General features: G+C 56.4%; 11 protein-coding genes. 9 read left to right on the top strand and 2 right to left on the bottom strand.

From position 1 onward, the window contains the following. Positions 1 to 15 precede the first annotated feature (15 nt). The 3 genes from cpdA (at position 16) to JIF53_RS11520 (ending at position 3,613) form a co-directional block, all read left to right on the top strand. Entirely contained in the window at positions 16 to 822 is an 807-nt protein-coding gene (gene cpdA / locus JIF53_RS11530; RefSeq protein WP_199452532.1) for a 3',5'-cyclic-AMP phosphodiesterase, read from the top strand. Between the two features lie 113 nt (positions 823 to 935). After that, positions 936 to 2,996, top strand: coding sequence for a T6SS phospholipase effector Tle1-like catalytic domain-containing protein (locus JIF53_RS11525; RefSeq protein WP_199452531.1), 2,061 nt, complete (start codon positions 936 to 938; stop codon positions 2,994 to 2,996). Positions 2,997 to 3,034: 38 nt separating this feature from the next. Beyond that, on the top strand, positions 3,035 to 3,613 hold the full coding sequence (locus JIF53_RS11520; protein ID WP_199452530.1) for a DUF2931 family protein: 579 nt from the start codon (positions 3,035 to 3,037) through the stop codon (positions 3,611 to 3,613). A gap of 63 nt (positions 3,614 to 3,676) precedes the next feature. Here the strand turns inward: JIF53_RS11520 and metE are convergent, their stop codons facing one another. Beyond that, entirely contained in the window at positions 3,677 to 5,947 is a 2,271-nt protein-coding gene (gene metE, locus JIF53_RS11515) for a 5-methyltetrahydropteroyltriglutamate--homocysteine S-methyltransferase (protein WP_199452529.1), read from the bottom strand. A 113-nt stretch (positions 5,948 to 6,060) separates the two neighbouring features. Between metE and JIF53_RS11510 the strand changes: the two genes are divergently transcribed. From JIF53_RS11510 to JIF53_RS11500, 3 genes are read left to right on the top strand one after another with little or no spacing between them, the layout of a single operon-like run. Continuing rightward, a complete protein-coding gene (locus JIF53_RS11510; RefSeq protein ID WP_023007627.1) occupies positions 6,061 to 6,951 on the top strand; it encodes a LysR family transcriptional regulator in 891 nt (296 codons plus the stop codon). Positions 6,952 to 6,998: 47 nt separating this feature from the next. Further along, positions 6,999 to 7,391: a glycine cleavage system protein GcvH gene (gene gcvH, locus JIF53_RS11505; RefSeq protein ID WP_022992066.1), complete on the top strand. Its 393-nt coding sequence runs from the start codon at positions 6,999 to 7,001 to the stop codon at positions 7,389 to 7,391. A gap of 6 nt (positions 7,392 to 7,397) precedes the next feature. Next, positions 7,398 to 8,594: a class I SAM-dependent rRNA methyltransferase gene (locus JIF53_RS11500; protein ID WP_199452528.1), complete on the top strand. Its 1,197-nt coding sequence runs from the start codon at positions 7,398 to 7,400 to the stop codon at positions 8,592 to 8,594. Between the two features lie 158 nt (positions 8,595 to 8,752). On the opposite strand, the gene JIF53_RS11495 is transcribed toward JIF53_RS11500, so the two are convergent. Continuing rightward, on the bottom strand, positions 8,753 to 9,409 hold the full coding sequence (locus JIF53_RS11495) for an HAD family hydrolase (protein ID WP_041656166.1): 657 nt from the start codon (positions 9,407 to 9,409) through the stop codon (positions 8,753 to 8,755). A 182-nt stretch (positions 9,410 to 9,591) separates the two neighbouring features. On the opposite strand from JIF53_RS11495, the gene JIF53_RS11490 reads away from it, so the two are divergent. From JIF53_RS11490 to JIF53_RS11480, 3 genes are all read left to right on the top strand, one after another. Further along, positions 9,592 to 10,122, top strand: coding sequence for an RNA pyrophosphohydrolase (locus tag JIF53_RS11490; RefSeq protein ID WP_011784333.1), 531 nt, complete (start codon positions 9,592 to 9,594; stop codon positions 10,120 to 10,122). A gap of 12 nt (positions 10,123 to 10,134) precedes the next feature. Further along, positions 10,135 to 12,441, top strand: a complete 2,307-nt coding sequence (gene ptsP / locus JIF53_RS11485) for a phosphoenolpyruvate--protein phosphotransferase (protein ID WP_153741315.1) — start codon at positions 10,135 to 10,137, stop codon at positions 12,439 to 12,441. 93 nt (positions 12,442 to 12,534) lie between these two features. After that, positions 12,535 to 13,776 (top strand): patatin family protein, encoded by a 1,242-nt coding sequence (locus JIF53_RS11480; protein WP_199452527.1) that lies wholly within the window; start codon positions 12,535 to 12,537, stop codon positions 13,774 to 13,776. Positions 13,777 to 13,985 lie beyond the last annotated feature (209 nt).

Raw genomic sequence — 13,985 nt, 5'->3', positions numbered from 1 at the left:
CAGAACAGGCCTGGCATGACCAAACCCACAACGGCGCGCCCACTCAATGTGTTGCAGCTTACCGATCCGCACCTGATGGCGTCTGCGGATGGCGCCTTGCTGGGAGTCAACACCCGTGACAGCCTGGCGGCGGTGATTGACGAAGTGCTTCGCAATCACGGCCAGCCCGACCTGATTCTTGCCACCGGAGATCTCACCCAGGATGCATCGCCGGAGGCGTATCGCTATTTCGCTGAACAACTGAAGGCGTTTGATTGCCCCTCGCTCTGGATTGCTGGCAATCATGACGATTCCGCGCTCTTATCTTCCATTGCGGCGGAGTCCGGCTCTGATCAGAAACAATGGATCCAGGGCGGCTGGCAGTTTGTCATGCTCGATTCCTCGGTACACAGCAAGGTGTTTGGAGAGCTTTCGGCCGATGAGCTGAGTTTTCTCGACAGGGCTTTGTCCGAGCAACCAGAGATGCCTGCTGTGGTTAGCCTGCACCACCACCCGGTGGATATCGGCTCAGACTGGATGGAAAAAATCGGGCTCAAAAACCGGGAGGCCTTCTGGCAGGTGATTGACCGGCATCCGCAGGTTCGGGTAGTGCTGTGGGGCCATATCCATCAAGAGCTTGAACAGCAGCGCAACGGTGCTTGCCTGCTGGCCACACCCTCCACCTGCATCCAGTTCGCCACAGGCTCCAGCGACTTCGCCGTGGAGCCTTTGGCCCCCGGCTATCGCTGGCTGGAACTTGACCCCTCGGGATGCTTCAAAACGGAAGTCCGCCGAGCGGACAGTTTCGAGTTTGACCTGGATGAGAAGAGTACCGGGTACTGATTCGGGCCTGACTGAAGGCAGATCACGGTTTACGTTGACGGCTTTGATAATATGACAACCCTGTGAAGGGGATTTCACAGGGAAGATCAGCACCCGTCAACGGATGACACACAATGAAAATCATACAACCTCAGGATCTGCAGGCTGCAGATCTGCCAGGGCTGGAATCGCCCTTCTTTGCCTTAGAGAAAGCCCGCAGTTTTATTCAGAACGACCCCAACCTGAACCTTGAGCGTCTGCTTGGACGGCCGGCAACTTACGGTCTGGGAGCACGTGCGTTTAAGGAACAGCGCAATACGCATATCGAAAATGTCCTCCGGGAAATACGGGATGGGCGACTTCTTCTGGTTTTTGACAGTATTGATGGAGCACCATCCTCACCCGTCGTGCGTTGGCGTGAGGGGGAGAGAGGCGAGGGTCGTTGGCAAGTGACAGAGGCCGGAGTCGATCCCGAAATCATCGCCGGAGTAAACGCTCTGAATCAGCACGGTATTACTCCGGGAGATTTGAGTGCTCAGGGCAGTATGGGTGTGGGAAGCCTGCCTTCAGGCTCTTTCGCCATGGAGTATCGTCTTAAACAGCGCGAGCAGGCTTTGCGGCAAGACGTTCAACCCGGCGGCGCAGCCAGTTTATTTTCGAATAACGTCTTGCCTGTGTCTTCATTGACCAAGACGACCGAATCTTCCACCACCGAAGCACCTCCGGAAATCCATCTCGAAATCGGCATCTTTACTGATGGCACCCTCAACAATGCTGAAAACTCCAGGGAACTGGAGGAGCGCGTGGCGACCGAGTGCGTTGAGGCCTTTGAGCGCGGCGATATTTCCCTGGAGGAGTGTGAGTATCGATTGTCTCTGGCAATGGGTGGGAGTTATGGCAATGCGCCGAGTAATGTGGCGAAACTGGCTACTCATTATGCCGAAACTAAAGATAAGTCTGGGAATCGAGTAATCCATCGGCTATGGGTCTATGCACCTGGAATTGGTACTAAAACTGGCGAAGGTGATTCGCTGGTTGGATCGATTTCAGGAATGGGTGAGACGGGTATAGTTAGTCAGGTTCGCGATGTTTTCGCCAATGCTGCGAACCGAGTTAGTGAGCTGGAGCTTCCTGGACAGATTAGAGTTCTGAAGGTTGATTTGTTCGGATTTAGTCGCGGAGCGGCATCCGCGCGTCATGCCGTATACGAAATACAGAAGGGGCAGAGTGGGGCGCTGGGTGAGGCATTTCGAAAAGAGGGTATTGATTGGCCTGAAGAAACAAAAATTCGCTTTGTTGGGCTATTCGATACGGTTGCGGCTATCGTGAATCCGTTATTGCTGGATTTTGCGCCCGGCAATAGTCTGAATGAACCTGTAAGGGTCTCCCTCGACCCGGCACATGTTGAGCGCGCTGTGCATATTGTTGCCGCCGACGAAGTCAGGAAAAACTTTTCCCTGAATAGCCTACGTAATGCTGATGGGAGTCTGCCAGAGGCATTCCGTGAAATATCTTTGCCTGGTGTACATTCAGATATCGGAGGAGGTTATCCAGATGCGCAACGCGAGGATGTCCTCCTGACCCCATACCATTTGATTCCAACCAGTCGGCATCGTTGGCCGGAACAGACTATGCAGTGGGATAATCTGGAGGAACTCAGGTCGACAATTGTCTCAGAAGGCTGGGTTGGAGAGCGTAGTTCACCAGATCAATTGTCCGAAAGATATGACTCAGCGACCGCTGGGTTTGGCGCTGAGGCGGATTCCTACTTGGGAATCTACAAAAAAGTCTCATCTCATCCGGCGCCTGACGGTCGGGTTGAATTGGCGTTGCGAATGATTCGTGAGGTTCGGGGAGAGTATTCACTTATAGCGTTAAAAGTAATGTGTGAACTGGCAAAGGAAGCCGGTGTCCCATTCCGTGATATCAATAGTAGCGACGGGGCAAAATTGCCAGAGGATTTGGAGTCAATTGCTGAAACAATTCTTGATCAGGTTGCCTCCGGTTCCGACAGCCCTTCGCTAAGCACAGAGCAGCGCGCACTGATTCGTCAGCGATATACTCACTATTCAGCGAACTATAATCCCCTTCGAACAATGGTGAAGGGCCTCGTAGCCACTTTTCGTCTCGGACGACACTTTAGCCCAAATGCGCCGGCAGACTCTGGAAAGCGAACCATCCATCCCAACAATTGAGAGATTTCGTAATGTGTAGATTGCTAAGGATTGCATTAATGCTCGCACTAGCCTTTGCTATTGCCGGCTGCTCCACTTGGACGAAAGACGAGTCTCCGCTATACATTGGTGTCGCCGCACCTAAGCAATACCAGATGCGGGTTGTGCATCTGCAATTGGAAAAACCTGGTGAAAGGAGCTGGTGGTACCCTGTTGGTTCAGTTTCTTGTTGCTGGATTGGGGAATTTGGCCCCCGCCGGGTTGGCGGTGGCGAAATGTCTCCCTTCCCCAGCCTGATCGCCCTTCATTGGTTTTCATTTGCAGAGCAAAAATTCTATTTCTCGTTGATTCGTGTTCCGGAGGGTCTTCAAGACAAGATGCGTAAGCCAGCCGCACACTCATATCCGGACGGAACAACCGGCTTGAGGCCTCGGAGCTCACTGGTACTTGGGCTGGCCCCCGGCGGCCAGGTCGTAATGTGGATGATGAGCCAGCGAAGTAACGCAGTGGAGGTGATGCGTGTATCAGCCACTGAGGTTGATGGTGACCCCGATGACTTTGCCAGTGCCACAGCATCTTATCTGGAAGAGCATGGCGATTACCTGGAAGAGCATGGCCTGCAGCTCGACAAGTGGTAGTCGCACCGCTAAATCTGCGGGTGCGTTTTCCTGGCCGCACCCGCAGATTGCAGTTTGTAAAATCTAGTTTCTGAGCTCCCTCGCTGCCGCCACCATGGTTTCCAGTGCCGGCGTCACTTCTTCCCATTTCCGCGTTTTCAGGCCGCAGTCCGGGTTAATCCACAGCCGTTCTGCGGGGATACGTTCAGCCGCCAGAGTCATCAGGTTGATGATGTGTTCCTTGTCCGGAATGTTGGGCGAATGAATGTCGTATACGCCCGGTCCAATGTCGTTGGGGTATTCAAAGCTCCGGAAAGCATCCAGCAGTTCCATGTCTGACCGTGAGGTCTCGATGGTGATGACATCGGCATCCATACGGGCAATGGCTTCGATGATGTCGTTGAACTCCGAGTAGCACATATGGGTATGGATCTGGGTGCTGTCATCCACGCCGTTGGCGGCGATGCGGAAGCTGTTGATCGCCCACTCCAGATACGTTGCCCAGTCCGACTGTCTCAGCGGCAGGCCCTCGCGCAGAGCGGCTTCGTCGATCTGGATGATGTTCACGCCGGCTTGTTCCAGATCCTGAACCTCCTCGCGAATCGCCAGGGCCAGTTGCAGGCAGGAATCCTTGCGAGGCTGATCATCCCGCACGAAAGACCAGTTCAGAATCGTCACCGGGCCGGTCAGCATCCCTTTCACTGGTTTGTCCGTCAGCGACTGGGCATAGCGGATCCATTCCACGGTCATGGCCTGGGGTCGGCGGATATCGCCAAACAGAATCGGCGGTTTCACGCAGCGCGAACCGTAAGACTGAACCCAGCCGAAGCGCGTGAAGGCATAGCCGTCCAGTTGCTCGCCAAAGTATTCCACCATGTCGTTACGTTCCGGTTCGCCGTGTACCAGAACATCCAGTCCGAGCTTTTCCTGCGCTTCCACGCAGCGAACAATTTCTGCTCGCATTTGTTCGATGTAAGCCTGTTCGCTCAGCTCGCCCTTACGGAATTGCAGCCGCGCCTGTCGAATCTCGCGGGTTTGTGGGAAAGATCCGATAGTCGTGGTCGGGAAGGCGGGCAGGTTTAGTCTCTCCCGCTGGCGGGCGATTCGCTGAGGGTAGGGGCTCTGGCGATTGCCAAGCTCAGATGTGGCGGCTGCAACGGCCTTTCGAACCTCCGGATTGGTCACGCGATGGGAGTTTCGGCGGCTATCAATGGCCAATTGATTGTCTGCCAGCTCGGCGCGCACGCTGCTGCGGCCCTCGTTCAGTGCTCTGGCAAGAATCTGCAGTTCGTCGAGTTTCTGAACCGCAAACGCCAGCCAGTTGCGGATGTCGCTATCAAGCTCCTGTTCCCGGGAGAGGTCGACAGGGACATGCAGGAGCGAGCAGGACGGTGCCAGCCACAGACGTTGGCCCAGTTTTTCGTTCAGGGGCTCCAACCAGCCCAGAGTGCTGTTCAGATCCGATTTCCAGATGTTGCGACCATTGACCACCCCGAGCGAAAGCACCTTGTGGCTAGGTAGCCAGTCCGCCACGCGACTGACTTCAGCCGGGGCGCTGATAGCATCAATGTGCAGGCCTGCAACGGGCAATTCGCACGCCAGTTGAAGATTGTCCCTGAGCTCGCCGAAATAGGTGGCTAATAGCAGTTTCGGGCGGTTCGCTTTGAGCTGGTGGTAAGCCAGATTGAAGGCATAGCGCCAGTTGGCGTCCAGATCCGTGACCAGGGCAGGTTCGTCAATCTGAACCCATTCCGCACCGGCATCCGCCAGGGCTTCCAGGAGTTGGGAGTACACCGGTAGCAGGCGCTCCAGCAAATCCAGAGGATTGCTTCCATCCGAGGTTTTTCCCAGCCAGAGATAGGTCACCGGGCCGATAATCACGGGTTTTGCGTTGAGTCCCTGTTTCCGTGCTTCGGACAGTTGTGTTAACAGTCGTTCCGGATTGAGTTCAAAGTGAGTGTCAGCTGTCAGCTCCGGCACAATATAGTGGTAGTTGGTGTCAAACCACTTGGTCATCTCGCCAGCGGCAGTGGCACAGCAGGGGCTATCATTGGCACCCCGGCCACGTGCGGCACGGAAGTAAGCATCCAGCTCCGAGCCTTCTTTGCTGGCGGCCCGGATGGGGAGGTTTCCCAGAGTGACGGACATATCCAGCACCTGGTCGTAAAGGGAAAAGTCGCCCACCGGCACATAGTCGAGCCCGGCCTGTTGCTGCCAGTGGCGCCGGCGCAGATCGGCCGCCGTAATGGCCAGTTCCTGTTCGGTTTGCCGGCCGCCCCAATAGTCTTCCAGCGCGAATTTCAGTTCGCGCTGGCCACCGATACGGGGGAAACCGAGGTTATGTGTGGTTGCCATGATCGAGTCCTTGAATCTTGTGCGTTGAATGAGGTCTCAAGGTTAAGCGGGCTTTTACATGAATAAAAATGGTATTATTTCACCAAATCATGAGAAAAATTCACGGAGAGGCCATGGTCGAGCGGCACCATCTGGAGATTATGCGAGCCGTGGAGCGCCAGGGTTCACTGACGGCGGCGGCGGAACAGCTACACCTCACTCAGTCGGCGCTGTCCCATGCTATTCGCAAGCTGGAGCAGCAACTGGGCACGCCGGTCTGGCTCCGCGAGGGGCGCCAGTTGCGTTTTACCCAAGCTGGCGTTCAGTTGCTGGCATTGGCCAACCGGTTGCTGCCGCAGTTTGAACACGCTGAGATGCAGATTCACCAGATTGCCCAAGGTCAGCGCGGCAGCTTGCGAGTTGGCATGGAGTGTCACCCCTGCTATCAATGGCTTCTGAAAGTAGTAGGCCCTTACTTGCAGCAGTGGCCGGATGTCGATGTGGATGTGAAACAGGAGTTCCAGTTCGGCGGCATGGGCGCGTTGTTTGGTCATGATATCGACTTGCTGGTTACCCCGGACCCGTTGCATAAGCCCGGTGTACGTTTTGAGCCCGTGTTCGATTATGAACAGGTGTTGGTGGTGTCGGAAGATCATTCGCTTGCCGATGAAAAATGGGTAGAGCCGCATCAACTCGAAAAAGAAACGCTGATTACTTATCCGGTGGCAGTAGAGCGTCTGGACATCTTCACGCGGTTTTTTCTGCCGGCGCATACCGCACCGGCACGCCATAAGACCATTGAGACCACCGATATCATGTTGCAGATGGTTGCTGCAGGGCGAGGGGTGAGTGCGTTACCACGCTGGCTGGTGGATGACTATGCCCGGAACATGCCCATCAGAGCCCTGAAACTCGGTCAACAAGGTATGCCCAAACAGATTTTTCTGGGTTTCCGGGAGCGTGACGAGGCGGTGGATTATCTGAACGCGTTCGTGAAGCTGGCCCGCAGCATTCGCTGGAACTAGTCTCTTCGGTTAAACTGCGCGGAAAATTATCACAGGACACACAAATCATGAGTGAAATCCCTTCTGATCTGAAGTACATCGAAACTCACCAGTGGGTGCGCGTTGACGCTGACGGCACCGCCACCGTGGGCATCACCGATTTTGCCCAGGAGCAGCTGGGAGACGTGGTCTACATCGGTGTGCCGGAAACGGGCGCAACGGTAAACGGCGGCGAAGAAGCCGGCGTGGCAGAATCCGTGAAATCCGCCTCAGACGTTTTCAGCCCGGTAACCGGCGAGGTCATCGAGATCAATGAAAAGCTGGAAGACGAGCCGGAAATCGTGAACGAAGACCCCTACGGCGATGGCTGGATGTTCAAGGTAAAGCTGGCCGACGAAGGCGAGCTGGAGGGCCTCATGGATGCGGCTGCCTACGCTGAACACGTGGCCGCTGAGGAATAATCGTTGATGGATTTTCCCGTTCTCTACCTGCGCAAAGGCGCAGAACGTCGTCTCCGGGCCGGTCACTTGTGGGTGTACAGCAACGAGGTGGATACCCGCCGCAGCCCGCTGACGGAGTTTCAGCCCGGCGCGCAGGTGCAGGTTCGGGCATCGAACGACAAACCGATGGGGGTGGCGTTTGTGAATCCCCATGCCCTGATCTGCGGTCGTTTGATCAGTCGTGATGCTGCTCACGGCATGACGCCCAAGCGGCTGACTGATCGCATGGAGGCGGCCCTGAGTCTGAGGGAGCGATTGTTTGATAAACCCTTCTATCGCTGGGTATTCGGCGACAGCGATGGTCTTTCTGGCCTGGTAGTAGACCGGTTCGATGATGTCGTCGTAGTGCAGATCTCCACCGCCGGCATGGAGCAGATGAAGGAGGCTATTGTCCGTGCCGTCCAGCGCCTGGCTCATGCCCGCATCATCGTGCTGAAGAACGATGGCAAAATGCGCAAAGTAGAAGGGCTGGATACTTACGTGGAGTTTGCCCACGGTCCGGAAGCCGACACTGTGGTGGTGGAAGAAAACGGCGCCCGCTTTGAAGTGCCCCTGGCGGGCGGCCAGAAAACCGGCTGGTTCTACGACCACCGCATGAATCGACAGCGCCTGCAAGCCTACGCGCCCGGCAAAAAAGTTCTCGATGTATTCAGTTACGTGGGCGGTTGGGGCATTCAGGCCGCTTGCGCCGGCGCATCCCAGGTGACCTGTGTGGATGCATCCTCAGCCGCTGTAGATGCGGTACACCACAACGCCAAACTGAATGGGCTGGAAAACGTGGATACCATTGAAGGCGATGCCTTTGATGCCCTGAAAGCCCTGGCGGACGAAAAGGAAAAATTCGACATCGTGGTGCTGGACCCGCCCGCACTGATTCCCCGCCGCCGGGACCAGAAAGCCGGTGAGCAGGCTTATGCCCGGTTGAATCAATTGGGGCTCCGGCTGCTGGAGCGCGACGGACTATTGGTGTCGGCCTCCTGTTCCATGCACCTTTCCCAGGAAAAGCTGATCGATATTATTCGTAGCAGCGGACGTAAGATCGATCGGTTTGTGCAGTTGCTGGAACAGGGTCACCAGGCGCCGGATCATCCGATCGTACCGGGCATTCCGGAGACGGACTATATCAAGTCCTGCTTTGTGCGGTCGTTGACTGGATTTCTGTGAGTTGCCAGACCCGATAAAAGCTTAGGCCTTGGGTAGGGAGGGTTCTTCCGGGATCGTCAAAATCATGGATGATTTTGTCGAGCGTACATGGATGTATTCACAGCGTATCCCGGAAGAACCCTCCCTGCCCCAGGCCGGTCCGGTAGCACCAGCCCAGATCAATCCCGCAAAGACATCACCGCCCAGCCATTCTCAATTGCCGTTTTCTCCAGGGTAGGGTCCGGGTCCACCGCCACGGGATTATCCACCTTCCGCAACAGCGGCAAATCATTGTGGGAATCGCTGTAGAACCAGGCGCCCTCAAGGCTCTCGCCGTGGGCAGTCAGCCAGTCATTCAGCCGCTCCACCTTGCCCTCCTGAAAACTCGGTGTGCCCGCCACTTCACCCGTGAATTTCCCGTTCACCAGCTCTGGCTCAGTGGCAATCAAATGATCCACTCCCAGCATTTCGGCAATAGGTTCGGTAATAAAACGGCTGGTTGCCGTAATGATCATCAGCGTGTGGCCCCGCTCGCGATGATCCGCGAGTAACTTCACCGCCTTGTCCAGCATCATCGGCTGCACCTTCTTGGCCATGAAAGCAGCCCGCCAGCCTTCAAGCTCTTCCAGATTGTGGCGGGTGAGGGGGGCCAGTACAAAGCGCTGGTAATGGAAAACATCCAGCTCTCCATTCAGATATTCCTGATAGAAGCGGTCGTTGGCCCGCTTGTACTCCTCCGCATCCACCATGCCCTCTTCCACCAGGAATTCGCCCCAGGCGTGGTCGCTGTCCCCGGCCAGCAAAGTGTTATCCAGATCAAAAATCGCGAGCGTCAAGCCTTCCCCTCCCATCCGTACAGGCCTTATGGCAAAGGCGACAGTCTACCACGGCACGCCAGTAACGTGCCGCCAACAGCTCCGTTTGCCGAAGTCTTGGGTTTCTGTAAGAATGAGAGCAACTTGGACAATTTTCGCCGGTTAAAAAATAACCGGCAGCCGACTACTACGAGGACTGTGCCGTGATCGACTCAGACGGTTTCAGACCCAACGTCGGAATCATTCTGGCCAACCACAGGGGAGAAGTTCTCTGGGCAAGGCGAATAGGGCAGGACTCCTGGCAGTTTCCTCAGGGTGGGATCAAGCACAACGAAACCCCCGAGGATGCACTCTACCGGGAGCTTGGAGAGGAAATCGGCCTGTGTGCCAGCGATGTGGAAATCATCAGCTGCACCCGGGGCTGGCTGCGTTACCGGCTTCCGAGGAGGATGGTACGCCATAACTCGCACCCCGTATGCGTGGGGCAAAAACAGAAATGGTTCCTGCTGAGGATGTTATCGCCAGACGCGCACGTACGCGTGGATGGCACGGATTCACCGGAATTCGACGGCTGGCAGTGGGTGAGCTACTGGTATCCGTTGGGGCAGGTGGTTTCATTCAAACGAGAAGTATACAGGCGCGCGTTGAGGGAGCTGGCTCCAAGACTGTTTCATAACATGGAGCAGTGGCACCGGGCCGAGAACCCACGGCGTATGAAGGAACATCAGAAATGACGGACTGACTCCATGCTGAGCATCCTGCGAAGTCTAGTACAAGAGGTAAACAGCGCCCGCGATCTCCAGGAGGCGTTGGAAATCATTGTATCGCGGGTGCAAAAGGCCATGGGCACAGAAGTCTGCTCGGTTTATCTGCTGGATCCCGCCTCCAATCGCTATATCCTGATGGCCACTGAAGGCCTTTACAAAGACTCCGTGGGCCAGGTCAGCCTGGCCTATTCCGAGGGTCTGGTGGGTCTCGTGGGTTCACGTGAAGAACCCATCAATCTTGAGGATGCACCATCCCACCCGCGCTATCGTTACTTCCCGGAAACCGGTGAGGAGCGCTTTCGCTCGTTTCTGGGGGTGCCGATTATCCACCATCGCCGGGTAATGGGCGTGCTGGTGGTGCAGCAGCGGGAGAGTTCCCGTTGCTTCGATGAAGGTGAAGAAGCTTTTCTGGTCACGGTTTCAGCTCAATTGGCAGGTGTGATTGCCCACAGCGAGGCGACAGGGGCCATCAGTGGCCTGTCGCTGACGGGTGAGGAAGCGCGGGATGTGAGTTTTAGTGGTGTTCCCGGCGCGCCGGGTGTCGCCATTGGAACGGGCGTGGTGGTTTATCCTGCTGCCGATCTGGACGTGGTTCCGGAAAAGCCGACCGAAGACATTGGCCAGGAGCTCGAGCTCTTTCGTTCAGCTGTTTCGGCGGTGCGGGAAGATATCGAACGCGTTGCCAACCGCCTGGCGTCCCAGCTCCGGCCGGAAGAGCAGGCGTTGTTCGATGTTTACCTGCGGATGCTGGGAGATGAGGCGCTACCGGGTGAGGTGGCGAATCGAATCCGGGAAGGCGTTTGGGCTCAGGGCGCCTTGAAACAGGTGGTTCAGCAGTATGTTCGTCATTTCGAGATGATGGATGATCTGTACCTGCAAGAGCGCGCGGTCGACATCCGTGATCTGGGCCGCCGGCTGCTCTCGCACCTTCAGGAAGGTGAACAGAAACATCTGGAATATCCCGAACGCACCGTACTGGTCAGTGAAGAGCTGACACCGGCCATGCTCGGTGAAGTGCCCAAAGGGCAGCTGGTCGGCCTGGTTTCCGTTAAGGGGTCCAGCAATTCCCATGTGGCCATCCTGGCCAGGGCCATGGGTGTTCCCACCGTAATGGGGCTGGTGGATATCCCGGTTAACCAGCTCGACGGCCGGGAGCTGGTTGTTGACGGTTTCGAGGGGCAGATTTTCGCGTCTCCCTCGGCCGATCTCCGGACCTTTTTTCAGGCTATCTGCGACGAAGAAGACGAGCTGGTTCGGGGCCTTGAAGCGCTGCGTGACAAGCCCTGCGAGACCACAGATGGTCACCGGGTCTCCCTGCTGGTAAACACCGGTTTGATGACCGACGTTGTGCGCTCTCTTTCCCATGGTGCCGAGGGTATCGGCCTGTACCGCACCGAAGTGCCATTCATGATCAAGGACCGGTTCCCGTCCGAGCAGGAGCAGAGGGAATACTACCGGGAACAGCTGGAGGCCTTTGCCCCCAATCCGGTCACCATGCGAACCCTCGATATTGGCGGTGACAAGGCGCTGACCTATTTCCCCATTCAGGAAGAAAACCCGTTCCTGGGCTGGCGCGGTATCCGGGTAACGCTGGACCACCCCGAGATCTTCCTGGTTCAGGTGCGGGCCATGCTCAAGGCCAGCGAAGGCTTGAACAACCTGCAGATCATGTTACCGATGATCAGCAATATCTCTGAGGTGGAGGAGTCCCTGCACCTGATCTATCGGGTCTATCACGAAGTCCGTGAGGAAGGTTACGACATCCATATGCCCAAGGTGGGTGTGATGGTGGAAATCCCGGCCGCGGTTTACCAGATTCGTGAGCTGGCCGAGCGGGTGGATTTCCTGTCAGTGGGCTCCAACGATCTGACCCAATACTTGTTGGCCGTAGATCGCAACAATCCTCGGGTAGCGCAGCTTTATCACTCCTATCATCCGGCGGTGCTTCAGGCACTGGTGCGGGTGGCGCAGGATGCCCATTCGGTGGGCAAGCCGGTGGGTATCTGTGGCGAACTGGCGGGCGATCCGGGCGGCGCTCTGTTGCTGATGGCCATGGGCTATGACTCCCTGTCGATGAACGCGGCCAGTTTGCCAAAAGTGAAGTCCGTAATCCGCAGCGTGGGGCGGGAATGGGCCATTCAACTGTTGGAAGATGTGTTGTTGCTGGATTCGCCCCATGTCATCAAGAGCTGTGTTGATCTGGCGTTACGCAATGCCGGGTTTGGTCGCTACTTGCGTCCAGCCCGTACCTCGTCAGCAGCACTGGCAGAACAGGCCGTTTCCTGAGCATTGTGAGGGTTATAGTGTGCGCACTCTAAATTCCCTTGTTAGGTTGTTGGATAACTGAAATCCTGCAGCAGTCTCCGATAAGGACAGGCAATGAAGACAGCGACCGAGCTCAAGCCAGCACCGAGAATCGGCCTCGCCCTTGGCGGTGGTGGCCCTCTGGGTGGCATTTACGAGATCGGTGCCCTGCGGGCTCTGGACGAAGCTCTGGATGGTCTCGATTTTAATAATATCGATGTCTATGTAGGCGTAAACGCTGGCTCTTTTGTGGCTGCCAACCTGGCAAACCAGATGACCACGGCCCAGCTTTGCCGCATCTTCGTACGGAACGAAGCTGAGGTTCATCCGTTCCATCCTGAGGTCTTCTATCGTCCTGCCTTGCGTGAGATCGGGCGCCGGCTGCTCGCCGTGCCGGGCCTGCTTTCAACGGCGGTTAGCCGGTTCGTGAACAACCCTTACGATCAGAGCCTGCTCGAAGCCATGACCATTCTGGCCCAGGCGGCACCGGCCGGACTTTTTGATAACGAGGGGTTGCACGAGTACCTGAAACGCGCCTTCACCATGCTTGGCCGCACCAATGATTTTCGCCAGCTCAAGCGCAGCCTGTATGTGGTTGCTGCAGACGTGGAGAGCACGGAGGCTGTCTGCTTTGGGGCGCCCGGGTACGATCACGTCCCGATATCCCGGGCGGTTCAAGCCAGCACCTCGTCGCCAGGTCTGTACGTACCGGTCGAAATTGATGGTCGCTATTACGTGGATGGCACTCTGAGAAAGGGGCTGCATGCCTCTGTCGCCTTTGAAGATGGTGCGGATCTGGTGTTGGCGGTCAACCCCCAGGTGCCCATCGATGCCAGCGCCGCAGTGCGCGCCGGTACCATGAAGCCGGGAGAGCTCACCCGTTCCGGAATGCCGAATCTGTTGTCCCAGATGTTCCGGACCATGGTTTATTCCCGTATGCAGTCGGGTATTGCTCAATATACCCGTGATTATCCCGATAAGGACATACTGCTGTTTGAACCTACCCGGGATGATGCCAAGCTGTTTTTCTCAAACGTGTTCAGCTTCCAGAGTCGCCGTATGGTGTGTGAACACGCCTATCAGATGACCCGCCGAGATCTGCTCCGGCGGGCAGACGAACTGGAGCCCAAACTGCGCAAGTACGGCATTACGCTGCGCCGGGATCGTCTTGAGGATGAGCAGAGAACCATCAGTACCAGCCTGTATGGTGAAATGCTGCCCCTGTATGTGGCCAAAGGTCGCAAGAACCAGGGCGAGAAGAACCGGATTGCGAGCGGCTTCAGTACCGTCACGCACCTGTTCTCAAAGGCAGAATAAGTACTGATGTTGCCGATACGGGCATGAAAAAGCCGGAGAGGTTATCCCCTCCGGCTTTTTTGTTGGCATTGACCCGTCCTGAATAAGGTTTACACCTTCTCACTGGAAATTGTGGAGGGTGTTATGAACACGAAGAGGCGGAGGAGTCAGCGAGATTATTCCCTGGCCTTTAAATTGGCGGTGGTAGGCCAGGTTGAAAAAGGCGAGAT

It is taken from the genome of Marinobacter sp. bablab_jr008 (genome assembly GCF_016464145.1).
GTDB lineage: Bacteria > Pseudomonadota > Gammaproteobacteria > Pseudomonadales > Oleiphilaceae > Marinobacter > Marinobacter nauticus.
The sequence above is the reverse complement of the archived record's forward strand: the minus strand, read 5'-3'. Positions and strand labels throughout refer to the sequence as shown.